The following is a 25,872-nucleotide window of genomic DNA, read 5'->3' on the forward strand; positions in this document are numbered from 1 at the left end:
GGAATGAATATTTCTAAGTGGATGTCTCGGATAAATGTTTTGGTTGCAAATGCCAATGCTCTTCTGAACCAAGATGATTTTTCCAGAGAGATTGATAAAGTGGACAACGTTGTAGTAATTCGTCATGGGTTCCACTATCACAAAGGGTTCCATGATCCATTACTAATATCTGATCAGCACGAGTTATCGTGCTTAATCGATGAGCGATAACAAAGACAGTTTTATTCTCGGTAAGAGAAGAAAATGCTTTTTGTATCAATCGCTCATTTTCAGGATCTAGTGAAGCGGTTGCTTCGTCCAGGAATAAAACAGGAGACTGTTTTAAGATAGCGCGAGCAATGGCAAGACGCTGGCGTTCACCGCCGGATAATGTACCGCCATCTACACCTAAAAGGGTGTCGTATCCTTGTGGCAGAGCCATAATTGTGTCGTGAATATTGGCAAGACGAGCAGCTTGCTCCAATTCCAACTGAGTCGCATTTGGATCCCCCAAACGGAGATTATTCGCGACAGTATCCTGAAATAGTGCGGTTTCCTGAAACACCATTGTGACGGTGTCATACAGTGCCTGAGTCTGATAATGATGGATGAGATTTCCACCCAGGTGAATTTCACCTTTGTCTAGCTGATAGAAAGAGAGCAATAAATAAGCCAGCGTAGATTTACCGCTGCCGCTAGGCCCCACAATGGCAGTTATACTTCCTTGTGGTGCATAGAATGAAACGTTTTGGATAGCGGGTTGGCTAGTACCCGGATAACTAAATGAGATATTGTTAACTTCAACATCATATTGAGTAGGTGCGGCTAATGGCCCAGAAACTTGCGTTGCAACTGTTTCTATCTCGGCAATATGCGTTTCACCCACTTGTGTCAATGCAGTTACATTGATCAGGGGAATAATCCCGCGTAAAGGGGTAATCGTGGCAAACAATAGTAGGGTTGTGATGAGCATTTCGGAAATTGAGAGCGTTTCTGGCACATGGAAGCGTAGAGCACCAGCCAGTATTCCCACAACTACACTCGTATCAATAACGATGTAGAACAGACTCAATAGTGGTATGCTTTTGAATACTCCCCGTCGGAATGCGGTACGTAATTGTTCAATTTCTTGGACAAAACGTTGTTCTACCGTTGTGGTTGTTGCTGCTGCACGGATAAAGGCCATGCCTTGTGCATATTCTACAATCGCTTCAGATACGCCAGCCATCATAGCAGCTCGTCGACGTAATATTTCATTGAGTTTTTGGCGGATCGCGATCAGGATGAATAATCCAACCATCAATACTAACAACGCACTGCCAGCCACAAACCAATCGAACCAAAATAAAGCCAGATAAATGAGCGCCAGCATCACAATCTGACAGGTGATTTGTGGAGTGGTATAGGCTGACTGATTTTCCTGCCATAGCACATCCTCGGATAATGTCAGCGCTATTTTTCCGGCACTTAAGCCCCGAATTGTCGCGACCGACATACTCACAAGCCGTTGTAGTAAAGAGCGCCGGATCTCGATACCCAATCCATAAGCGGCAATGGTGAGTTTACGCAGTGCGCGGGACATAAACGCGAACCGCAACAACAATAAAATAACTAATAATATCAGAGTGATAATCGGCAGCATATCAGTGCTACCTTCTTTCAGATGACGATCCTCCAGATGTGTGATAGCCCAAGCTGCGATGGCAAGTTGAGCAATAATTGCTATGGTATCAAGCTGCTTATATAACAAGCCAATGAACCAAACCCGTTGCAGTTTCGGGGACAGATGTTGCTGGAGACGATTAAATAACCCCATGATAATTTACTCCTGTTCTGGTATTTTCTCCCCGCCAAGCAGCCCACTGTTTGGCATAGGCACCTTGCTGTGTGATAAGTTCATCATGGATGCCTTGTTCAATGATTTGTCCTTTATCCAAAACCACTATTTGATCAAGATGACAAATGGTCGGCAGGCGATGGGCAATAACAATCACTGTCTTATTCTGGCCTGTTTGGGTATGACATAGTGCGTTGAGTGCTTGTTGCATCTCTTTTTCACACTCAGGATCGGCATAGGCGGTCGCTTCATCCAAGACAAGGATTGGCGCGTTTTTCAGGATAGCGGCGGCAACGGCGATACGCTGCTTTTCTCCCACAGATAAGCTGATACCGTTGTTCAGTACTGTGTTGTAACCCTGTGGTAACTGTTGGATAAATTGGTGTGCTTGAGCTGCGATAGCTGCGGCTTCAACCTCAGCCAGGGAAGCATTAGGACGGGCCAAGCGTATGTTATTAGCTACCGTATCGTTGAACAGAAATACCCGCTGAAAAACAAAAGAGATGTTATTGCGCAGGGTGAGTTCATCCATATTGCGGATATCAACACCACCAACAGTAATTCTGCCTTGCTGCGGGTCCCAAAGACGAGCAATCAAACTGGCTACTGTGGATTTACCAGAACCACTGGCTCCGACCAGAGCCATTGAGCTTCCGGCCGGTACGGAGAATGAGATGTTATTTAAGGCATTATCCTGCTCATCTTGGTAGGAGAAACTGACATTTTGCAAAGTTACACTGTTATCAACAGGTGTGTGACTCTGAGCACATGGTGCTAGTTCAGGTTGGTTCATTAACCAGTGATAACGTGTGATTAATGCTTCTTGCTGTTGCAAGCGGGTCATTACAGCGAACATGGAGGAGGCAATATTGCCGAACGCCATGGCAGCCAGAATAAAGAAGGTAAATTCAAATATCGAGATTTCTTGTCGGTTAACTAACCAGACCGCCAAAGGGAGTACGAACAGTAAATTGGCGCTGGATAGGACAAAAAATCGGCTGGATTTGACCTGCACCTTCTCTACCCAAACATCGATAATACGTGTCAGAGCGGTAAATGCTTTTTCGGCACGCTGTAGCGCAATATTGCCGCCTGAATAGGTTTTTACTACGGGGATTGCATTGATAACTTCTCCCATCGTCGAAGCAATGCGATTTTGGGCTGCGTAAAAGCGCTGAGTTGTGGTTTGAACTTTCATCTGGATATAGATGAACAGTAGACAAGCGCCTAAGGTTGGAGCAAATGCCGCCAATGCCAGTCGCCAATCGATAGCCAACATGACGCTCACCGCGATCAGCGGGCCGAACAGGGTTGCTGACATTTCTGGAATAATGTGGGCAATCCCATCTTCGAGCTGTTCGACGTCATCTAACATTATCTTTTTGATTTCAGTACTGTCAGTTAGCATAAAGAAGCCCAGAGGAACGGACTTCAACTTATTACTGATATTACGCCGAATATCAGCCTGAACGTCGGCAGCTATCAAATGAGAAACAAACGTTGAAGCACTGAAAGTCAACATAGCGGCAAAAGTAGAACTTAATAACATGACACCATAACTCAGGAGTGTGTCGTATTGCCTGTTATAGATGGATTGAGTAATCAGCCCAGCAACTGCCGCCGGCAAAATTTGCAGGCCAGCGGAAACAATGGCAAGTGCAATAGCTACGTAATTCAGAGCACGGTATGGGCGCATCATATTCCATAATGCTTTAAGAACGCCGGCATCAGCGGCACGTTGCTCTGGCGAATTCTGGACAGACGAGTCGTTACTGAGCATAGATGTTTTCCTTTTGGAAATCGTGGTACTTGCGTAGTGTCCAGAACAGGCCAGCGAGGGTGAAGAGTGATGCGAGAGCGAAAAGGGAAGAATAGCCCGCTTTGGTAACCAGCAGTCCACCGAGCATTGAACAGATGATCGCAATGCCCATATCTGCCGATTGCATCACAGCAAAATCCACACCAGATTGGGTGCCTACTGCCAGAGACATCATCTGGGTGTATAAGGCAACAAATTTTGCCGCAGTGATCAACGTGATAAAGACGTATGCTGCTGAAAGCAAAGATACGGAGGATTTTGGTTGTTGGGCAATCCAAAAAATCCCCACCAGCACTATACATTCAAGCAGCATAAGGCCCATTAATGTTTGCATGGTGCCCAACTTACGTACAAGAATACCGCCAAACAGGACACCAGATAATCCGGCTAATGCACCTCCGCTGGCTGCAATAATGCCTAATTGAGTTAAATCCACTCCGCGATCGACCAAAAATGGAGAGAGCATACCGAGTGACAGACGTGTACCAAGCATACATAACAGGATTAAAACCAATGCCTGTTTAACCGGAGTACGGCGAAATGCAATCTTGAGGGATGGGGGGGCGGTAGACTTTGAAACATCCGGTTCTCTCTTTTCCTGTATTTTTCGGATGAATAAAATAGGCAGCGACATCAAGAGAATCACTATGGCTAATACGCCTGCTCCAATGTGCCATCCATACAGTGAGGTCAGATATAAAAACAGGCCGCTACCGATAATTGCTCCCAGATAACTACCACCAACCTGCATGACATTGCACCAGGGGCGATGCTGTGGTGATAACCGATCAATAGCATGACCATCTGTGGTAGTATCTACGACGGTCAGGCAAAGTGTTATCAGAAATAGCGCCGCTATAATTAACGGCATATGTTCGGCAGGTTTTGCCAATGATATTAAACAGAAAAGGAAAAAAATTAAAATGTTACCACAGAGCATGATGCGGCGGGGGTTGGTATCCCCCGAACCTGATTTACGATAATGCTCTACAATCGGCGCCCAAAGAAATTTGCATGCCCAGGGTAACATTAACAGATAAAGTAACCCTATTTTATCCGGCGTTACACCGTGACTGCGCAGAAACGCAGGCATGCTTTGTAACGTTAACATACCAATGGTGCTTTGTATGGTGTAAACACCAGCCAAAGTCAGAAGTAGTAACGAAACATGACGGGAGTTTGAAATATTGCTCGTCATAGTGCAATGCTCACATCCAGCCCAACATTCAAGCCCTTACTCATCATACTGAGCGTATGGCCTTTCGGGAAACTAGAAACACGGTACTTTTTATTGCCCAGGTTTTCGCCATAAAGCTTAATATTGACACCATGGGTCATCTCTAAACTTAATGAAGCGTCATAGAGAGTATATGCACCTTGTTCAAGGGTATTTGCTTCATCAAAGTAGCTTTTTGAATAATGGCGGGCACCAGCATTGACATAGAGATTTCCTGGTAAGAATGTCTGTTTAATCAGATAGTCGATACCTGCATTAAGCATGACATTTGGTGCATAAGGCAGACGTTTGCCGTTGTAACTTACGCCAGTTGTTGTATCGGTTGCATAAGTGAAATTTGATTTACCAACGTTAGCGCCAAGAGAAAATCTGAGCCCCTGCATTGGTTTAATCTGGCTACTCAGTTCAATACCTTTACTTTCTGCTTTTCCGGCATTGCGAATGGATTGCATGGCAATAGGTCCAACATAGATCTGTTTGTCTTTTGAATAGATGTAATAAATCGCGCTGTTTAATGTCACGGTATCATCAAAGAATGCGCTATTCCAGCCGAATTCATAATTGTCTGAAGTTTCGGTATCGTAAGGCTTTCTATCCTCAGCAGAGGAAATAATGTTATTGAATCCGCCGGGTTTATAACCTTTAGTGGCAGAAATATAGAAACGGGTATTAGGCGTGAATTGCCAGCCCAAAGCCGCTTTAGGTGTAAACTCATTGTTGGAAACTTGATTTTCAAAAGCGTTGATCGTCTTTATGCCAGAACGGCCTGCATAGGCTATCTGTGATTTTTCATGTGACAAACGTCCGCCAAGAGTCAGATCCCATTGAGAAGCGAGTGGTAATTTAACCTCACCAAACAGTGCCAGGGATTTTGTCTTAATTGTGTTCAGGGAATCACTATAGTAACCAGGATAAGCACCAACCAGATGTTTACTATTTTCATTTGAGAACCAACCGCCGAGAACACTGGTGATTCCATTTGAGTAGTTAGAATTTAAACGCAGTTCTTGGGTTGTGGCGTGGTGCTTCTCTTTCCATTGACCCCCGATGAAATTACGGAAAATATCGCGATCCTGATAGGAAGTGACACTGGTTAATGCACTGTTGCCGAAATCATATTCAGCCTTCAGTGCATAACTGTTGACTCGCCGTTTTAAATCAGGAATAGGGCCATCGTACTCTTTCCGACGGAATTGCTCGTCGGTTAAATAAAGCTCTTCATGTGAGTTGAGATCCTCGTGAGCAAAGCTAAGTTCAGCATTGAAAGGTGAATCATCTGGCGCAAATGTCAGTTGGCCTTTACCTAACCAAGTTTTACTGGAGTCAATACTTTTACGATTTGGTGCATCAATTTGCCCAGGTTCTTTTACCCAACGTAGGCTCGTACTGCCATAAAGAATGCCTTCTATAAGAGGCGTTGATCCGCTGAAGGAACCGCCTTGTTTCAATTTAGAATAATTACCAGACAGGTTAAGCCAGGGACCTTCTTTGGGGGAACGGGTAACAATATTGATAACTCCCGCTTGGGCGTTCCTGCCGTATAAAGTGCCTTGAGGGCCACGTAATAATTCTACGCGTTCTACATTAATTAATTCTTGTGTTAGGAATTGATGATCCTGAGGAACACCATCAACATAAATTCGAACGGAAGGTGAATAATAGTCAGGTGAACTGATACCGCGGATTGTGGTTGCCGAATAGGTTCGGTTACCGCGAGAGCGAATTTGTAAACCGGGGAAGGCACGTTCAAGATCCTGCACTTGGGTAATTCCCGCTTGCTCAAGTTCTTCGCCAGTTTTAACCAAAATGCTGCCATTAATTTTATTTAATGCTTCCTTCTGTTTGTTAGCCGTCACGATCAAAACATCTTCTTTCGCTTCAGATGTATGTTCCGCCCAGACTACGGGTGTAATTAAGCAACATAAGACAGACGCATTAGCATATTTTTTTTTCATATAAGTACTCATTATGCCCTTTCAAATCATGTTTTACAAAAATCAGGTATGGTAAAACGAAGAAAACTTATCAGGGAGGCTAACAGGAATAGAGAAATAGGGCTAACGGGATAGGGACAAAAGTAACGCGATACGTACTATTGATAATAATTATCATTAATGATAAATTGCGTGATATTTACATTATGTATATATATATAAAATAAAAGCATAATGAATCTAGCACGAACAATATACTGTTTTTATTGTGGAAATAGCTTTTTAAATGGAATCTGATGCTAATTTTACAGAGGATCTCATGAAGACGATTTATAGCGAGAAATTGTGCATTTTCACTGCTGGTCATTGCAATTACATACGTCCACAGGTGGTGGAAAATAATATAAATCCCCCGTTACTTACTGAGGAATTATCTGACGGAATTCATATAAACCGTATTCGTCTCGATCTTAACAAAGATTTAACAGAATATTGTGAAGGGCCACCAACGGTATCAATTGCTTTTGTTCTAAGTGGGAAAGGAAAAATGGCGATTGAAAACGGCGATATTTTAGATATTAATCCGGGAACAATGATATTTTTCTATTCCCCTAAAAAAACACGAGGTATGAATTTTTTTGGTAGTGGAAAATGGCATATTCTTGATATTCGTTTTTCTCTGAACGAAATTGAAGCTCAGGAATTGCCATCTTTTACCAAATTAGCGACTAGTTTTGAAAAAAATGTTAGTTACAGTAATGTATTAATGATGGCTGGTCCTATTCATCCGCCATTTATGCAGATAGTTAATCAAATAGAAGAATGTCAATTAAATGGTAATGTCCGCAAGATTTATTTAAAGGCAAAAGCATTAGAAATTCTCGCGTGTGTGACGGCTCAAGTTTATGATTGCCAATATAATGCGATTAACGGCTTACAGCGTCGAGCTGTTTACAATGCAATAAAAATAATTAATAACGACTATCATTACCCTTGGACAATAAAATCATTATCAAGAGCAGTAGGTTTGAATGAGCGGAAATTAAAAGAGGGATTCCGTGCGGTTGTTTTTCGTACCTTCCATCAATATCTGGAAAATGTTCGTATGATCACGGCAGAAGATTTATTGAAAAAAGGGATGAGTGTTATTGAAGTTGCTACAGCAGTAGGTTATTCCAGTCCAAGCCATTTTTCTAAACGTTTTCGGCAACATTATCTGATCAATCCGAAAGCATGGCAGGCGAAATATGCTGTGAATCATACAATAATGACAGAATATATTGCAGTAGGAGGTCAATAGCAGGTTTGATTGTGACAACAATTTGTTGATTGATATTATAGTATTCTTATTTGGTAACTATTTGAGTTCAAGAAAACAAGTCCTTTTTTAAAAGTGTGAAATCTCTGAATTCGACAGACAGATCATTTTTAAGCTCTCACTTTTTCGACAAAACTCTAATACCAATGAAATTTGGACTGAAATTCGTGACCATAGTACAACCGGAATAATCTAATTATCAGGAAAGAAGAGATAAGTTCAGAGATAATACTCTCTCTTAACTTATCTCATTATATCAAAAATTTACCGAAATTATTTCAATTCCAGTTCATTCATAGCAGCGATGCTGAATCCGCCATCAACATGCAGGATCTCACCAGTAATACCGCCAGCCAGGTTAGAGCACAGGAATGCAGCAGCATTACCTACATCTTCTGTGGTAACGGTACGACGGATAGGTGTGACAGATTCACAGTGTGCCAGCATCTTGCGGAAGTCCTTGATACCAGATGCGGCCAGAGTGCGGATTGGGCCTGCGGAAATACCATTAACACGAATACCTTCAGCGCCCATCGCATTTGCCATGTAACGTACGTTTGCTTCCAGAGACGCTTTTGCTAACCCCATAACGTTGTAGTTAGGGATTGCGCGCTCTGCACCTAAATAGCTTAAGGTAAGCAGGGCAGAGTCAGGATTCAACATGCTGCGACAGGCTTTTGCCAACGCAACAAAGCTGTATGCACTGATATCATGTGCAATTTTGAAGCCTTCGCGATTGACGGCATTGACATAATCGCCGTCAAGTTGTTCAGCAGGTGCATAGCCGATAGAGTGAACAAAACCGTCGAATTTCGGCCATACTTTACCTAGTTCAGCGAACAATGTGTCGATACTTTCATCTTTAGCCACGTCGCATGGCAGAACGATGTTCGAATTCAGTGATGCAGCGAATTCTTCGACACGAGGTTTCAATTTGTCATTTTGGTAGGTAAAAGCCAGTTCAGCACCTTGATCGTGCATTGCCTTAGCAATTCCATAGGCAATAGACAGTTTACTGGCGACGCCAGTGATTAGAATGCGCTTGCCGGTCATGAAACCCATAGCAGTTCCTTATTGTTCTTAATGATCAAAATACCAAAGTTAATATTGTGGAATAATAATATACTCACTATAACTAGGGTATCATTGTTAATAAACGGGTATGATTCTACCACGCTGGAAAAAAATGTGGTGAGTTTCCACTGCTGTTCCGATCAGTGATAAAATCAAGTGATATCCTGTCTCCATGCTTCGGCGGACAGAGGTTCGCCAAAATGGCTGGCTATCATCTTGCGTGTAATATCATGTAATGGAGACGCCAGCACTTCGGCAGTATTACCGCGCTCTACGACTTCCCCCTGATGCATGACTAACACCTGATCACTGATGTGTTTCATCATACCGAGGTGTTGGGTGACATATATGTAGGCAATACCATGTTTCTCCTGTAATTCCAGCATCAGATTAATAATCTGGGAACGCATAGACATATCAAGAGAAGCTAATGCTTCATCAGCAACAATAATTTGTGGTTGTAATATTAGTGCTCGTGCCAGTGCCACACGTTGCTTCTGACCTGAAGCCAGCATGTGTGGGTAATAATTGGCATGATCGGGCAACAGCCCGACTTGGCGTAATGTCTGATTGATGCGTTTTTCCCGTTCAGAAGGAGAGAGTTTCGTATTCAGGATTAAAGGCATATCCAGAATTTGACCAATCCGTTGACGAGGATTTAATGACGTACTGGGATCTTGAAAAATCATGCGGATGAGCTGGCTACGATAACTATAATCCCCGTAAACCAGTTTATGGTTGTTGATCAATATCTCACCTGCTGTAGGTTCGATAACCCCTGACAGCATTCTGGCCAGTGTAGATTTGCCTGAGCCATTTTCTCCGATGATCGCCAGTGTTTTGCTGGGTTGCAAAGTAAAACTTACGGGTTTCACGGCATTAAGATGATGGCGGCGGAAAAATCCGGCACGATAACGGAACGTTTTCGTCAGGTTTTTAACTTCCAATAATGTCTTGACCACTTATTGTTCCTCCATGTTCAAGGGGAAGTGACAAGCAAAGGTATGACTTTTGACCCCCCGCAATCGTGGCGTTTCAATACAGGTCTTCTGGGCATAAGAGCAACGAGGCCCCAGCCGGCACCCAATCGGCAAATGTTCCAATGATGGAATCACACCGGGTAGGGTGTTCAGGCGACTTTTATGGGGTAGTGGGCTATCGAAGTCAGGAATTGAACGAATCAATGCCTGTGTATAAGGATGACGAGGAGTTACCAGCAGCTCATCAGGTGTAGCACTTTCCACCGTTTGACCACAATATAACACGTTGATGCGCTTTACTAATTTACTCATTATTTGCAAATCATGGCTAATTAACAAAATCGTCATGTTGTTGTTTTGATTCAGACTCGATAGCAAACGGAATATTTGGGCCTGCGTTGTTGGCTCCATTGCATTGGTCGGTTCATCGGCAATCAGCAATCTTGGCTGATTGGCAAGCGCAATGGCAATCATCACTTTTTGACACTCTCCATCAGTTAACTCATAGGGATAAGAGTTCATAATGTCATGGTGATCTTTGATGCCCACCCGATGGAGCAATTCAATAGCACGGCGTTTTTTCCAGTTAAATCGTTGCCACCAACGACCTTTAAACGTCCAGCCGGGAATAGATTGAATAAGTTGTTTACCAATACTCTCCGATGGATCGAGGCATGATTGGGGTTCTTGAAATATCATTGAAATATTGTGACCAATGATTTTACGGCGCTGTTTTGGTGTCAGGCGTAATAAATCAATATCATTGAAGCGGAAACGATCTGCGGTAACTGTAAGGTTATCTTTTGTGACACCACAAATAGCCTTGGCGATCAGGCTTTTACCAGAACCTGATTCACCGGCCAGTCCGAGTATTTCACCTTCTGTTAACGAAATACTCATCCTGTCAACGGCTTTGACAGGGCCTTCTGCCGTCATGAATTCAATTGTAAGATTACGGATATCGAGTAACGGCATTATTCGACTCCTGCATTAATAGCACGGTGCAGGCCATCACCAAGTAAGTTAACCAGCAGGACGCTGAGCATAATCGCCACACCGGGTAACATCACTGTCCAGGGGGCAGTGTAGATTAATTCCAGTGATCCACCGAGCATAGCTCCCCATTCAGGTAATGGCAATTGTGCGCCAAGATTGAGAAAACCTAAAGCTGCAATATCAAGGATGGCAATAGAGAAAGTACGTGTTAATTCACTGACTATCACAGCAGTAATATTCGGAAAAACGGCATAACGTAAAATATGATAATTTGAAGCGCCATCCAAACGGGCAGAAATGATATATTCTTTATCCAACTCGTCATGCACAGCGGTGTAAATGGTCCGCACGATCCTTGGTAATAAGGCCAGCCAGATAGCAATCATCGCATGTTGCAGGCTGGCTCCCACAAAAGCAACTACAATGATGGTCAATAGCAGTGAGGGAATAGAAAGTAAGGTGTCAAGAATGTGGTTCAGAATTGCAGACTTCAACCCATGTGTTATCCCAGCAAGGCTGCCGATAAATAATCCGACAATGGCTGCTGCCGTAGTCACAACCAATGCCGCACCAAAAGTAGAAGAAGTGCCAATCAATAATCGACTGAAAATATCCCGCCCAAGATCATCTGTGCCAAGAAAAAAGGCAACATTACCGTAATGTGACCACGAAGGGGGCATTAACTGGTCGATAAATTGCTGATCAAGCTGATATGGAGCAATATAGCTACCGAAAAGACTTAAGACAATTAAAATCAGTACGCCATAGAAACCCGTCATTGCCAGTGCGTCAGCATAGAAAAAACGCCAGATAACTTTTAGGGGTGAAGGCGTTTTCTTTTCACGGTAAAAATTATCTAAGGGCATACCATTCCTTATGTTTTAAGGGATTAGCCATCGCGCCAATAATATTTGTCAGCACGTTAACTGAAATAACTAAAGTTCCTATTATCATCACCCCCGCAGAGATAGTCGAATAATCCTGCTGACGAATGGCACTGATGAGCCAACGTCCTAATCCAGGCCAATTGAAGACTTGTTCTGTGACCATGGCTAATGTGAGCATGGTTGAGAATTGTAATCCCAGCTTGGGGATAATGGGAGGCAGGGCATTATGCAGTAAATGACGACGGATAATCGTCAGTCTTGATAAGCCACGAATGGAAGCAGATCTTATATAGTTGGATGCTGAAACCTCTTCCGCACTATTACGCATCAAGCGAATAACATCAGTCATCGGAGCAACTGACAGTGTGATAACAGGTAAGATCATGTGCAGGATGACATTCATGATCATTTCATTACGATGAGGGCTTTTTGATAACCAGGCATCAATTAGTGCTGAACCTGTTACGGGTTCCATCCGGTACAGCAAGTCAATCCTTCCTGATATTGGTAACCAACCTAAATGTAGTGAAAATAAGAGAGTGAGTAGTAAAGCCAGCCAGAACACTGGAATAGAAAAACCAAACAGTGCAAGCGTGCTGATAATTTTATCTGCCTTTTTATTCCGCCATACACCAGCAATAATCCCTAAAGGGATACCAATTAATAACGCCAGAGTGAATGAAAGCAGGCAAAGTTCAAGAGTTGCCGGAAATACATCATACAGTTGTTCAACAATTCTCTCACCATTAATGCTGGAAATGCCAAAATCCCACTGTAGCAGGCCGTGAAAATAGAACAGATAGGCATCAATCAGTGATGCACCGCTCAAAGGTCCGTGAGGCGTAAAATACACCAGACTAAAGCTGATTAATGAGAGAAAAAATAACGTCACAACCAGCAATAGCAAACGACGCAGAATATAAATAATCATTTGCTTCCCTTTTCGTTTTTAGCCGGCGTAAGTTCAGTAGATATATAGTGTTCCTGCTCTCGGTAAACACCGGCAAAGGAGCTATTGCCAAAAGGACTCAGAACTAATCCTTTAATATCATAGCGAAATATCTGTGATCTCATTGGATAGGCTAATGGTAATACAGGTAATTGTTGGGCAAGGATTTGCTGTGCAATATGATAACTTTTGATACGTGACGCGAGTTGTTGATCTAACAGTGCCTGGTGGATTGCATTATCAAAAGTCGGATCACACCAGCGGCTCAAATTTGTTTGAGATGCGATAGCTGCACAACTAAAAAGCGGGCGGAAAAAACTATCGGGATCGTTACTGTCAGTAGACCAACCCGCTAACGTCATATCATGGGTTTTGTCCATTAATTGGTTTTCCTGAAAACGGCCTTCAACAGAGCGGATAGACATGTTAATACCGACATGTGCCAGATCTGCTTGAATCAACTCCGCCATTTTCAAAGGACTTGGGTTATAGGGTTGTGAAGTGGTTGGCACCCATAATGTCAGCTCCAGTCCAGTTAAACCCAATTTATGCAGGATCTTGCGGGCTTTTGCCGGATTATATTCGGTGATTTCAGCCCGATTATCATAAGCCCATGATGCTCTTGGTAAAATAGATGCCGCGGTTTCAGCCGTACCATAATAGATAGTTCGCATCAATCTTTGGTTATTAATGGCATATGCAATGGCCTGACGCACTTCCAGTTTATCTAATGGCGGTTTACTGGTATTGAATGCAAGATAGGCAATATTCATCCCTGAACGTAAGGTCAGGCGCAAGTTTGGATCATTATGGAGTAAGCTCCATTGGTTAGCCGTTGGGTAGGCCAATACGTCACATTCACCAGTGAGTAATTTGGATATCCTGCCTGTACCACCCGCTCCAGTATCTACAACGAATTGTTCCATCAATGGCTTACCTTTCCAATAATTATCATGCCGGACAAGACGGATATATTGCCCCATCTGATAATCTTCCAGCATGAATGGCCCTGTCCCGACGGGCTGCCAGTCAATTTGTTCCTCTCTGTTTGTGCTATACAGTTTCTGCCCATATTCCGCAGATAATATAGGAGAATAATGAGTGGCTAAATGCCAGAGAAAAGAAGCATCAGGGGCGTTCAGGCGGAACTCGACAGTATATGTATCTATTTTTCGGATATCCTGAACGGAATCACCAAACTGTAAACTATCAAAATAGGGGTAATGCCCACCGTTGATATAATGATAATAGTGCGTTTTGTCGAATAAACGGCGGAAGCTGAAGATAACATCATCAGCATTCATCATACGGGTCGGAGTAAACCAGGCAGTTGACTGAAAAGCAACATTATGACGCAGGTAAAAACGGTATGTTGCTCCGTTATCCCTTACTTCCCAGCGAGAAGCTAATTCTGGCATTAAACGATAAGTCAGAGGATCTACTCCCAGCAGGCGATCATAAATCTGGGCGGCCAGAGTATCTACGGTCAGGCCGCTAATAGCCATTTGGGGGTTAAAGGTATTCAGGTTACCGTTGACGCAATAAATAAAACCATTCCGCCGCAGGGCTGCCGGAACATAGGATATACCTTCTGATATATGTCCATGAGCCACTTTGGCAGTAGCTTTAGTCGTTTCTGGAATTGCTATCTCAGCAGCCGGAGTGGATGCTGAAAACAATAATATGATCCAGTAAATCAAATAGCGCATATGAAACATCAGATCAGTTATGGGAAAAAGTCTGGCTATTGTAGCTTAACTAACCCTTCTTGCTCAAAAACAATGGGTAGATCACGATAGTGAGAAAAATTCTCAATAAAATACTTTACAATCACTATTGATAAGCATTATCATTCTCATCGTGCTGTTGAGATGTATTTCATGACCCCAGTCTGTTGTCTCAACAAGCATGACATTGCTCACATTGCTTCCAGTATTTTTATTATTAGCCAGCTCGGGTGCTGGCTATTTTTTTATCTGCACAACCTTCTGCATTTTTTCTTTTATAGCCCAAAACTAACCCATAAATAGCCGATAATTTTTAATCCATAACATGGATATTGATGTGATGTTTTTTGATTAACCCACGTAATTGATGGTATGTCAGGTTGAGTTTTTCAGCCGCTTTTTTCTGGCTGTATTGGCTTTCTGTTATTGCTTGTATAATCAGTCGCTTTTCACAGTCATTTTGCCATTGTCTTAAATCGAGAGGTAAATCGGGAAGAAAATAGTCACTGGCTACATTATGGTTGGAGGTCTTATCTGACACCGTTTGTGCGGAAGATGAAGATATTGGTGATGTTGAAAAAGGATTGATAATAACAGTATTTAATTCATTTTGATTATCTCCATGGCGGTAGATAGAGCGCTCTATAACATTTTTCAATTCACGAACATTGCCGGGCCAATGATAATCAAGTAACTGCTGTTTGGCTTGTTCGGTAAATCCCGGAAAGAAAGAAAGGCTTAATTCCTGACACATTTGAATGGCAAAGTGTTGTGCCAGTAACATAATATCTTGATGTCTTTGGCGCAATGGAGGGATGTTGACAACATCAAATGCCAGCCTGTCGAGCAAGTCAGCCCTGAATTTTCCATGAGCTGCCATAGCAGGTAAATCTTCATTGGTGGCACAGATCAGCCGGACATCAACTTGTAAGGCTTGGCTGCCTCCCACGCGTTCAAAATATCCATACTCAATGACCCTTAATAGCTTTTCTTGTACTTGCATTGGAGCAGTAGCAAGTTCGTCAAGAAACAGTGTTCCGCCATCGGCCCGTTCAAAACGCCCCAGATGCTTCGAACGGGCACCGGTAAAAGCACCAGCTTCATGACCAAAAAGCTCTGAATCCAGTAAATTTTCGTTGAGGGCGGCACAGTTCAGTGAAATAAAAGGGCCTTGCCACCTGGGAGAAAGATAGTGCAAACGGCGGGCAATTAGCTCTTTACCTGTTCCTCGTTCTCCCAAAACCAAAACAGGTTTATTTAATTTTGCCAATTCAGAGACTTGTTCCAAAATCTCAATAAAATTGTTTGCTTCCCCTAATAGGTTATCAGTGAACTGATTCATAATTTTTCCACTAATAGATGGTGTTTTTAGCCAATTACTGGTTGATTTGACTACATTAAAACATTGTAAGAAAAAATCAAATGAAAATTAAACGATATATTTCAATATGATAATTGAGATATAAAAGTTGGCACGTATCTTGTATTTAACTGAATGCCTTACTCTGTATCTTACTTAACAGTACACAGGCATAACATACATATATTCTAATGAAAGAGGTTTATGACTATGGGTATTTTTTCTCGTTTTGCTGATATCGTTAACGCTAATATCTCTTCTTTGCTGGATAAAGCAGAAGATCCACAAAAAATGATCCGCTTGATGATTCAGGAGATGGAAGATACGCTGGTGGAGATACGTTCAACATCTGCCCGTACATTGGCTGAGAAAAAGCAGCTTCTGCGCCGTATCAGCACCGGAGAAAGTCAAATTGAAGGTTGGCAGGAAAAAGCCGTATTGGCATTGAGTAAAGATAAAGAAGACCTGGCTCGTGCCGCCTTGATTGAAAAACAAAAAGTCAGCCAATTGGTTGAAACGCTGAAAAACGAACTGTCTATTCTGGATGAAACGTTTGACCGTATCAAAGGAGAAATTGCTGAACTGGAAAACAAATTGACAGAAGCGAGGGCAAGACAACAATCTTTGACTTTGCGTCATCAGGCGGCGGCTTCTTCCCGTGAAGTACGTCGTCAGTTAGACAGCGGTAAAATTGATGAAGCCATGGCACGTTTCGAGCAGTTTGAGCGCAGAATTGACCACATGGAAGCAGAAGCGGAAGCTGTTGGTCTGGGGAAAAAACAATCACTGGAACAGCAGTTTGCAGAATTGAAAGCGGATGATGAAATTAGTGCACAGCTTGCTGCACTCAAGGCTAAAATGAGTGCGAAAGATTCACTGTGATAGCAAATGTTATTTGCACTTCCATTTACAACTAAGGAAAGGTAATGGCCAATATATTTCTGGGGATCCCACTGATCCTGTTTGTACTCTTTGTGTTACCCATCTGGTTATGGCTGCATTACAGCCACCAGAATCGCGGTAAATTAGAGAACAATGAAATTCAACGTTTGGAGCAGCTGGCAGAAAATGCCCGGCGTATGCAGGAGCGAATCAAAACGCTGGAAGATATTCTTGATGCAGAACATCCAAACTGGAGACAGTCATAATGTCTAACTCTTACCGTGGAAAACTTTACCGTTTGCCAGAACAGGGAGTGATTAAAGGCGTGTGTGCCGGGTTAGCGCACTATTTTGGTGTCCCAGTTGCGCTCATCCGTACCATGACAATATTGTCACTATTCTTTGGATTATTTGGCATAACAGTATTGGCCTACATTATCCTGACCTTTGTGTTAGATCCCGCACCTACGGGATATCAGGCAGAGGAAAACCGGGCACCATCAACCCGAAAAATGTTGGATGAAGTTGACTACCAATTGCGGGCAGGGGAAGAACGTCTGCGCCAAATGGAACGTTATGTTACTTCTGATACCTATAATGTGCGCAGCCGCTTTCGCCAGCTTTAAGCGATGCCGGATAGATTTTCAGTGAGGCAACTTGAATTATTGGCAGAGATCTAAAGGTTGCTCCGGCTGCAATCCCTCGCCCATTATCTCTCACCCATTGGGTTGGGTGAGGGAATTCACCTATTCGGAAAATCAAAGCCATAATAAACAAGTCATGATAAAAATGGACGACATTGGAGATGTCTTTATTGAAATATGGCAGGCATAAACAATGTTATAGTGTCTAATTCAGGAGAAACATGAAACGATTGCAAAATGAACTGACGGCACTTGTTAATCGTGGAATCGATCGCCATTTACGGCTGGCAGTAACAGGATTAAGCCGTAGTGGGAAAACAGCATTTATTACTTCTTTGGTCAATCAGCTTCTGCATGTTCACAATGGTGTCAGGTTACCGCTGTTTTCAACTGTACGTGATGGGCGTTTATTAGGTGTGAAACGAGTACCCCAGCGGGATTTTGGTGTTCCCCGTTTTACCTATGATGAAAACATTGCCGCGTTGCATAACATACCGCCTTATTGGCCAATTCCGACCCGGGGAGTAAGTGAAATCCGTCTTGCTCTGCGTTATCGTTCAAAAGATTCTTTATTTCGTTATCTCAAAGAAACCTCCACCCTTTATCTGGAAATTGTCGATTATCCGGGAGAGTGGTTATTGGATTTACCCATGCTGGAACAGAGTTATCTGGCATGGTCATGGCAGATGAACGGATTATTGAAAGGTGAAAGGTTAAGCTGGGCCGAACCGTGGTTGGCATTATGTAAACAGTGTGACCCACTAGCACCTGCCGATGAAAATCTGTTGGCCAGAATTGCGCAGGCTTATACGGATTATTTACATCAGTGTAAAACAGAGGGGCTACATTTCATTCAGCCGGGGCGTTTTATCTTACCGGGAGATTTGACGGGAGCACCTGCACTGCAATTTTTTCCCTGGCCGGATATTGATCGAATCGGAGAGCCTCAACTACTTAAAGCGGATAAAAATACCAATATTGGTATGCTGCGTGAACGGTTTACGTACTACTGCAATCACATCGTAAAGGATTTTTATAAAGAACACTTCCTTCGTTTTGATAGGCAAATTGTTCTGGTTGATTGTTTGCAGCCATTAAACAGTGGCCCACACGCCTTTAACGATATGCGTCTGGCGCTGACACAACTAATGCAGAGTTTTCATTATGGCAAACGGACGCTATTTCGCCGTTTATTTTCGCCTTGCATTGACAAGTTAATGTTTGCAGCCAGCAAAGCGGATCATGTCACAGCGGATCAACATGCCAATCTTGTTTCCCTTCTCCAGCAACTTGTACATGAAGCATGGCAGAATGCTGCATTTGAAGGGATCAGTATGGATTGTGTTGGTCTTGCGTCAGTTCAGGCAACTGAAAGTGGTATTGTGGTGCATGAGGGAGAAAAGATCCCGGCTATCAAGGGAAACCGTTTGTCAGATGATAAGTTATTGACATTTTTTCCGGGGGAAGTGCCACAACGTTTGCCTGACAATGCTTTTTGGCAAAAGCAGGGTTTCAGTTTTGAGTCATTTCGGCCAAGACAAGTTAATATTGATGAGCCGTTACCTCATATCCGCATGGACAGTGCGATGGAGTTTTTATTAGGAGACAAACTGACATGACGGATTCCTTGAAGACGGAGCCAAAGGGATCTGGTTCCTTAAAACCAAGAGTCGATTTTGATAATCTTTTATCAACATCATCAGAACCTTCTCTGAAATCCCAAAAAGAATTCAATGAACAGGAGAACGAATTCTATCCGGCTATGCCTGAATTGAATGCTGAGGAGCAGGAAAGTGAATTTGAAGGAGCTGTTAATGCAGCATTGAAGCCTAAGCGCAGCTTGTGGAGAAAAGTTTTTTCTGGCGCAGTGCTATTATTGGGAGTCAGTGTTATTGCCCAGTTTATTCAGTGGATATACCAGTCATGGCAACAACAGAATTGGATTGCGTTGGGCGTAGCAGCCGCAGGCAGTTTGATTATCTTTGCGGGAATAGGTGGTGTAATCAGCGAATGGCGTCGTCTTTATCGTTTACGTCAGCGGACAGAAGAGCGCGATATCGCCAAAACATTATTACAAAGTCATGGCATTAGCAAAGGACGCCAATTTTGTGAAAAATTGGCAGAACAAGCAGGTATAGGGCAACAACATCCGGCTTTGCAACGTTGGCAGACTGCTGTGCATGAAACTCACAATGACCGTGAGATAGTTATGTTATACAGCAAGCTGGTTCAACCTGTTCTGGATGAGCAGGCCAAAAAAGAGATCCGTCGTTCGGCGGCAGAATCTGCACTGATGATCGCTGTCAGTCCACTTGCTGTGGTGGATATGGCCTTCATTGCATGGCGAAATATTCGTCTTATTAACCGGATTGCGGCAATATATGGAATTGAATTGGGGTATTTCAGTCGTATTCGTTTGTTTCGGCTGGTATTGCTGAATATTGCCTTTGCGGGTGCGTCAGATTTGGTCAGAGAAGTGGGAATGGATTGGTTATCGCAGGATATTGCTGCCCGGCTTTCAGCCCGTGCTGCGCAGGGTATTGGAGCAGGGTTGCTTACGGCTCGTTTGGGAATTAAGGCAATGGAGCTATGTCGTCCTTTACCCTGGATTGATGACAATAAACCCAAATTGGGGGATTTCCGTTATCAGCTGATTAACCAGCTTAAAAATACGTTGGCGACTAAGTCCAAAAGTGAAACCAAAAAAACGGGATTGTAACCAACTAGAAATCGTAACCAAATAGAAGCGACTGTCATTTAAATTTGACACTTTGCTTTATTGTCAACTTTAGCTGACAAGGGGCTTCATCTATTGCACAGTAACGAGTAATATTTCAGGTGGCTATGAACATTGTGTAAATAAGGTCGGAATAAATGCGATTGGAAGTTACTTGTCAGGATCGAATTGGGCTGACTCGCGAGTTACTTGATTTATTGGTTTTAAGAAATATTGACCTGAAAGGAATTGAGATCTCTCCTGAGCGTCGTATTTACCTTAGTTTTACTCAAATTGATTTCAATACCTTTCGCCTGCTGATGGCAGAAATCCGCCGTATTAATGGTGTGATAGATGTCAGGACAGTGGCTTTTATGCCATCAGAAAAAGAGCACAGAGCTATGTGGACATTACTGGAGTCTGTGCCTGAGCCTATCTTGTCCATTGACATAAAAGGAAATATTGATTTGGCTAACCTGGCATCCCAGACATTGTTTGGCATTAGTAAAGGAAAAATCAGCCAAAAAAATATCAGCCAGCTTATCAGTAATTACAATTTCCTTCGTTGGTTGGAAAGTGATCATCATCAGCCTCATTCGACAACGTTAACTATCAAAGGAAAATCTTATTTGATGGATATTACTCCCATGCAACTGACTGATGAAAATCAGAAGGTTAAATGTGTGGGAGCGGTGATTATGCTACGTGCATCCGTTTATGCGGAACCTGTGCAGAAAAAATTGACAGTGAATGACGATCAGGCCTTTAAGGATATTGTTGCTGTCAGTCCGAAGATGGTTCATATCGTTGAACAGGCCCATAAAATTGCTATGTTGGATCTGCCTTTGTTGCTTATTGGTGATACAGGAACAGGGAAAGATGAATTTGCCAAAGCGTGTCATCTGAGAAGTGCAAGAGGAAAACAACCTTTTCTTGGACTAAATTGTGCATCTATGCCGGATGACGTAGTAGAAAGTGAACTGTTTGGTTATGCGGCAGGTGCGTATCCGAATGCACTGGAAGGTAAAAAAGGCTTTTTTGAGCAGGCAAATGGAGGCACGGTTCTATTAGATGAAATTGGTGAAATGTCACCACAGATGCAGATCAAATTACTCCGTTTCCTCAATGATGGAACATTTCGTCGTGTTGGAGAGGATAACGAAGTTAAAGTGAATGTCAGGATCATCTGCGCCACTCAGAAGAATTTGGTTGAGTTGGTGCAAAAAGGGGAATTCAGGGAAGATCTCTACTATCGGCTCAATGTATTAACAATCACTTTGCCACCTTTACGGGAGCGTCAGGCTGATATCATTCCATTGACGAATTATTTTGCAACCCGGTTTGCCAGAGAGCAAGATGTAGAAAAACCCAAATTCTCACCTGATCTGGAACAATTCTTGTGTAGCTATTATTGGCCCGGAAATGTGAGGCAGTTGCGTAATGCCATCTATCGGGCATTAACGCAGCTTGAAGGTAACCAATTAAGCCCACAAGATATTCAGTTACCGGAATTAGAAACAGAAACCGCCTTTATCAATGAAGACATTCTGGTTGGCTCTTTAGATGAAATCAGTAAGCGTTTTGAACGTTCTGTCTTGACCCGTCTTTATCGCCATTATCCCAGTACCCGCAAGTTGGCAAAACGGCTTGGTGTTTCTCATACCGCTATTGCCAATAAACTGCGTGAATATGGATTGAGTGGAAAAAAACAGACAGTTGAATTGGATTCGAGTGATGAATAATGCCTGTTTGTGCAAACTACAGGCTTTCTCCGAGGGATAACGTTTTTCAGGAGATAATTTTCGGCTGCTCTTCCTTGCTCAGATCTCCTGAAGGCAGATAGGTCAGGAGATTTGATAAAGGAATGGGAGATGCGATGTGGGAATTTGACAGGCTTGGATGATAGCGGGCTTTATCATCGCAGCTAATTTTGAAATAGAGGGCGGGCGGTCTGACACTTTTATTGCCAACATACAATCAATTACATGCAGAAATGATAAGGAATAACCTGTAGGGCACCGTTTGGTTAAAGGTTGATAATGATCTTCAATACTGCGCACAATGCTGACGGGTGGTGGTTTCCCGACAATCAAAGTATGTAATACAGCCCCTAAGGCATAGATATCAGTCCAGGGGCCTTGCTGTCCTTCTTCATTGGCAGTGTATTGTTCACAAGGCGTGAAACCAGACCTGACAGTGATTTCTTCATCATCAGATAAATGTTCTGTTGTTTTTCGGGCCGATCCCAAATCAAGCAGTATTGGTAACTGATTGTTCTGAATTAAAATATTATCGAGAGAAATATCGCAGTGCAGATAGCCTGCCTGATGAAGCGTATTGAGGGCATCAAATAAGGAAAACAAAATACGACACAGCCAGTTTTGTGTAATGATCTTTGGGTGTTTTAACTGCAACAGTTTTAGTGTTATGCCTCTGTAAAACGGAGTGGCAATATAAGCCGTGCTATTTTGTTGCCAAAAACGCAAGAAACGGGGCAGGCATGGATGATTAAAGTAAGACATTATATGGGCTTCACGCATAAAACTATGAAGACCGATTTTGAATCTCTTTTGCAGACTTGAACAACGCAGGTTTAATTTCAAATCATTGCGACGGATCACAACTGCCGATGGCAGATATTCTTTAATGGCAACAGCACATTTTTTACGGTGATCCCAAGCCTTATATACGATGCCAAATCCACCTTTACCTATAATCTTCTCAATTTCAAACTCATTGAAGCAGTACCCAATAGGTAATGCCTGCAATAATGGGTGCCTGTTATTAAAATAGTTATAGTAGGAATTCTGCATCGGAGATGGCCTCTTGAACCTATGGGTATACACAAGATGTTATGCAGGATCTATTGATTATCATCCGAAAACTGGAATTGAAGTTCCCCTTGTTCGAGTGATACTTGTAATCGGTTATATTGTTCATCCTGAGCACTGGCAGAGAGCAGCCGTTGACTGATTTGTGGCAATATGGTGTTAGTCAAGATAGCATCAACCGTACGACCACCTGATTCAACCTCAGTACAACGGCTGACAATATTTTCAATCATAGCGTCATCAAATATTGCAGCAATGCCATGGTTCTCCAGTAAACGTTTTTGAATTCGCCCTAATTGTAAGTGGACAATATTAGTCATCACTTCGTCATTCAATGAATAGTAGGGAATAACCAATAAACGTCCCAATAAAGCTGCTGGGAATGTGTCTAATAATGGCTTACGTAATGCAGAACTGAGCTGTTCCGGCTCTGGTACGCTATTATCTTGTTGGCTATGCTGGCGGCATAATGAACTGACTAAATCGGCTCCCACATTGGATGTCAGGATAATAATGGTATTACGAAAATCAATGTGTCGGCCTTCACCATCTTCCATCCAGCCTTTGTCGAATACCTGAAAGAAAATCTCATGAACATCAGGATGTGCTTTTTCGATTTCATCTAACAATACAACACTGTAAGGACGGCGGCGAACAGCTTCGGTTAATACACCTCCTTCACCATAGCCAACATAGCCGGGAGGTGCGCCCTTCAATGTTGATACGGTGTGTGCTTCCTGAAATTCACTCATATTGATGGTAATGAGATTTTGCTCGCCACCATATAGTGTTTCAGCCAGAGCGAGTGCTGTTTCCGTTTTACCCACACCAGAAGGGCCACATAATAGAAAGACACCAACCGGTTTATTGGGATCATCTAATTTCGCCCGTGAAGTACGTACCCGTTTTGCGATTATTTCCAATGCGTGGTACTGACCAATCACCCGCTGACTGAGTGTATCAGCCAACTGCAATACGGCTTCGATTTCATCTTTCATCATGCGGCTTAGCGGGATGCCGGTCCAATCTGACACAACAGCGGAAACAACGTTACTGTCTACTGCCGAAAAAATGAGAGGCTCTTCCCCCTGTAAAGTTTCCAATTGTTGTTGCAGATCAGTTAATTCAGTATGGAGAGTAGCGGTATCATTATTTTGGTCTTCATTTAATTGGATGCGTAATTGAATAATTTTCTCTGTTAGAGAAAGTTCTTGTTGCCAGCGTGCTTCTAGCTGCTCTTTTTGTTCTGCCAGAGTGGCGAGTTGATTGAGGATATTTTCTGCTCGCTGCGAGTCACCCATACCGACTTTTGCTTCTCGCTCCACAATTTCCAGCTCAACATTCAGTGCATCTATCTGATGGCGGCAGTTTTCTAGCTGAGGAGGCTCAGCATGTTGGCTGACAGCAACTCTGGCACAGGCTGTGTCCAGTAATGCGATGGCTTTATCCGGTAACTGACGGGCAGGGATGTAGCGGTGGGAGAGGTGCACTGCGGCTTCTACTGCCTCATCTAATAAAAGAATACGGTGGTGTTTTTCCAGTGTATTGACCAGACTACGCAGCATTATCAGAGCTTTGGTTTCGTCAGGTTCATGAACCTGCACAACCTGAAAACGACGAGTCAAGGCAGGATCTTTTTCGATATATTTTTTGTATTCTGACCAGGTTGTAGCACCAAGCGTACGTAGTTGACCTCTCGCTAAGGCTGGTTTTAATAAATTGGCAGCATCACCAGTTCCTTGCTGTCCACCGGCACCAATCAAAGTATGGATTTCATCAATAAACAAAATGATGGGAGTTGGACTGGATTGCACTTCTTCAATCACTTTTCGCAGACGGGATTCGAATTCTCCTTTGATACCTGCTCCTGCTTGTAACATGCCAATATCTAACAACCAAAGCTGAACATTTCGTAAAGGAGGGGGAACTTCGTCTGCGGCAATCCTCAGTGCTAATCCTTCAATTACCGCAGTCTTACCGACACCAGCTTCACCTGTCAGTAATGGGTTATTTTGACGACGGCGCATCAGAATATCAATGATCTGGCGGATTTCTTCATCACGCCCAGACACAGGGTCAATCTCGCCATTACGGGCCCGCGCCGTCAATTCCTGACCATATTGTTGTAGCGCTGAGCCTGTTGCAGTTTGTGCTGTTGCCCCTTGTGTACCTGTTGATGATGCTGTGATCTCCTGAGCTTCATCACTGCCGTCGAATATTGCGTGAAAATTATCGATCAGGACATCTGTATTAATGCGATCAAACAGGGGAGAAATGGCTTTCAGCGCATTGCGTAGATTGAACGTTTTCAATATGCCTATCAGTAAATGGGCACTGCGAATTTGATCAACCCCGAATTTCAGTGAACCGTAAACCCAAGCCCGTTCAACGGCACTGTCAATATGTTCTGAGAGGTCAGAAATGGCGCTGGCACCACGTGGCAGGCGATCCAGTGCTGTAACAATGTCTTTGGTCAACGCAGATTCATCCAGACCGAAGTGATGGAGAAGTTTCTGTAAATCACAGTTTTGTTGCTGCATGATTTGGTGTAGCCAATGCACTAACTCAACATAAGGATTACCACGCAACTTACAAAAAGCAGTGGCACCTTCTAACGATGTGAATAATGTGCGGTTAAGCTTACCAAATAGTACGGAGCGGCTGATTTCTGACATAGCGTGTAATCCGTGATGTTATTACTGA

The 25,872-nt window shown here is 43.1% G+C and carries 20 protein-coding genes; 7 read left to right on the forward strand and 13 right to left on the reverse strand.

Going from position 1 to position 25,872, the window contains the following annotated elements; translation table 11 throughout:
• Nucleotides 1–13 precede the first annotated feature (13 nt).
• From Xbud_RS05740 to Xbud_RS05755, 4 genes are read right to left on the reverse strand one after another with little or no spacing between them, the layout of a single operon-like run.
• Complete coding sequence (locus Xbud_RS05740; protein WP_099135165.1) at nt 14–1,795, reverse strand: ABC transporter ATP-binding protein; 1,782 nt, start codon at nt 1,793–1,795, stop codon at nt 14–16.
• On the reverse strand, nt 1,782–3,596 hold the full coding sequence (locus Xbud_RS05745; RefSeq protein ID WP_099135166.1) for an ABC transporter ATP-binding protein: 1,815 nt from the start codon (nt 3,594–3,596) through the stop codon (nt 1,782–1,784). The genes Xbud_RS05740 and Xbud_RS05745 overlap by 14 nt, the downstream gene beginning before the upstream one ends.
• Nucleotides 3,586–4,833 (reverse strand): MFS transporter, encoded by a 1,248-nt coding sequence (locus tag Xbud_RS05750; protein ID WP_099135167.1) that lies wholly within the window; start codon nt 4,831–4,833, stop codon nt 3,586–3,588. Before Xbud_RS05750 ends, Xbud_RS05745 begins: the two co-directional genes overlap by 11 nt.
• Nucleotides 4,830–6,827: a TonB-dependent receptor gene (locus tag Xbud_RS05755; protein ID WP_099135168.1), complete on the reverse strand. Its 1,998-nt coding sequence runs from the start codon at nt 6,825–6,827 to the stop codon at nt 4,830–4,832. The genes Xbud_RS05750 and Xbud_RS05755 overlap by 4 nt, the downstream gene beginning before the upstream one ends.
• A 265-nt stretch (nt 6,828–7,092) precedes the next feature.
• Between Xbud_RS05755 and Xbud_RS05760 the strand changes: the two genes are divergently transcribed.
• A complete protein-coding gene (locus Xbud_RS05760) occupies nt 7,093–8,106 on the forward strand; it encodes a helix-turn-helix transcriptional regulator (protein WP_244589861.1) in 1,014 nt (337 codons plus the stop codon).
• Nucleotides 8,107–8,397: 291 nt separating this feature from the next.
• Here Xbud_RS05760 and fabI read toward each other — a convergent pair whose 3' ends face one another.
• The 7 genes from fabI to pspF all read right to left on the reverse strand — a co-directional run bounded on the left by fabI (nt 8,398) and on the right by pspF (nt 16,079).
• Nucleotides 8,398–9,186 carry an enoyl-ACP reductase FabI gene (gene fabI, locus Xbud_RS05765; RefSeq protein ID WP_099135169.1) on the reverse strand — a complete coding sequence of 263 codons (789 nt, stop codon included), beginning with the start codon at nt 9,184–9,186 and terminating at the stop codon, nt 8,398–8,400.
• 164 nt (nt 9,187–9,350) lie between these two features.
• Nucleotides 9,351–10,160, reverse strand: a complete 810-nt coding sequence (sapF, locus tag Xbud_RS05770; protein WP_099135170.1) for a putrescine export ABC transporter ATP-binding protein SapF — start codon at nt 10,158–10,160, stop codon at nt 9,351–9,353.
• Complete coding sequence (gene sapD, locus Xbud_RS05775) at nt 10,161–11,153, reverse strand: putrescine export ABC transporter ATP-binding protein SapD (RefSeq protein WP_099135171.1); 993 nt, start codon at nt 11,151–11,153, stop codon at nt 10,161–10,163.
• Nucleotides 11,153–12,040, reverse strand: coding sequence for a putrescine export ABC transporter permease SapC (gene sapC / locus Xbud_RS05780; protein WP_099135172.1), 888 nt, complete (start codon nt 12,038–12,040; stop codon nt 11,153–11,155). The genes sapD and sapC overlap by 1 nt, the downstream gene beginning before the upstream one ends.
• Nucleotides 12,027–12,992 carry a putrescine export ABC transporter permease SapB gene (gene sapB, locus Xbud_RS05785; RefSeq protein ID WP_099135173.1) on the reverse strand — a complete coding sequence of 322 codons (966 nt, stop codon included), beginning with the start codon at nt 12,990–12,992 and terminating at the stop codon, nt 12,027–12,029. Before sapB ends, sapC begins: the two co-directional genes overlap by 14 nt.
• Entirely contained in the window at nt 12,989–14,719 is a 1,731-nt protein-coding gene (sapA, locus tag Xbud_RS05790; protein ID WP_099135174.1) for an ABC transporter substrate-binding protein SapA, read from the reverse strand. Before sapA ends, sapB begins: the two co-directional genes overlap by 4 nt.
• A gap of 331 nt (nt 14,720–15,050) precedes the next feature.
• Nucleotides 15,051–16,079, reverse strand: coding sequence for a phage shock protein operon transcriptional activator (gene pspF, locus Xbud_RS05800; protein WP_099135175.1), 1,029 nt, complete (start codon nt 16,077–16,079; stop codon nt 15,051–15,053).
• A gap of 228 nt (nt 16,080–16,307) precedes the next feature.
• Between pspF and pspA the strand changes: the two genes are divergently transcribed.
• From pspA to tyrR, 6 genes are all read left to right on the forward strand, one after another.
• Nucleotides 16,308–16,979 carry a phage shock protein PspA gene (pspA, locus tag Xbud_RS05805; RefSeq protein ID WP_099135176.1) on the forward strand — a complete coding sequence of 224 codons (672 nt, stop codon included), beginning with the start codon at nt 16,308–16,310 and terminating at the stop codon, nt 16,977–16,979.
• A gap of 44 nt (nt 16,980–17,023) precedes the next feature.
• Nucleotides 17,024–17,245, forward strand: coding sequence for an envelope stress response membrane protein PspB (pspB, locus tag Xbud_RS05810; RefSeq protein WP_099135177.1), 222 nt, complete (start codon nt 17,024–17,026; stop codon nt 17,243–17,245).
• Nucleotides 17,245–17,604, forward strand: coding sequence for an envelope stress response membrane protein PspC (gene pspC, locus Xbud_RS05815; RefSeq protein WP_099135178.1), 360 nt, complete (start codon nt 17,245–17,247; stop codon nt 17,602–17,604). The genes pspB and pspC overlap by 1 nt, the downstream gene beginning before the upstream one ends.
• A 239-nt stretch (nt 17,605–17,843) precedes the next feature.
• Nucleotides 17,844–19,241, forward strand: coding sequence for a YcjX family GTP-binding protein (locus Xbud_RS05820; RefSeq protein ID WP_099135179.1), 1,398 nt, complete (start codon nt 17,844–17,846; stop codon nt 19,239–19,241).
• Nucleotides 19,238–20,341, forward strand: a complete 1,104-nt coding sequence (locus tag Xbud_RS05825; protein WP_099135180.1) for a YcjF family protein — start codon at nt 19,238–19,240, stop codon at nt 20,339–20,341. Before Xbud_RS05820 ends, Xbud_RS05825 begins: the two co-directional genes overlap by 4 nt.
• 155 nt (nt 20,342–20,496) lie before the next feature.
• Nucleotides 20,497–22,080, forward strand: coding sequence for a transcriptional regulator TyrR (tyrR, locus tag Xbud_RS05830; protein ID WP_099135181.1), 1,584 nt, complete (start codon nt 20,497–20,499; stop codon nt 22,078–22,080).
• A gap of 102 nt (nt 22,081–22,182) precedes the next feature.
• Here tyrR and Xbud_RS05835 read toward each other — a convergent pair whose 3' ends face one another.
• Nucleotides 22,183–23,151, reverse strand: coding sequence for a serine/threonine protein kinase (locus tag Xbud_RS05835; protein ID WP_099135182.1), 969 nt, complete (start codon nt 23,149–23,151; stop codon nt 22,183–22,185).
• A 50-nt stretch (nt 23,152–23,201) separates the two neighbouring features.
• On the reverse strand, nt 23,202–25,844 hold the full coding sequence (gene tssH, locus Xbud_RS05840) for a type VI secretion system ATPase TssH (protein WP_099135183.1): 2,643 nt from the start codon (nt 25,842–25,844) through the stop codon (nt 23,202–23,204).
• Between the last annotated feature and the right edge of the window lie 28 nt (nt 25,845–25,872).

This window comes from Xenorhabdus budapestensis (assembly GCF_002632465.1).
Classification (GTDB): Bacteria; Pseudomonadota; Gammaproteobacteria; order Enterobacterales; family Enterobacteriaceae; genus Xenorhabdus; species Xenorhabdus budapestensis.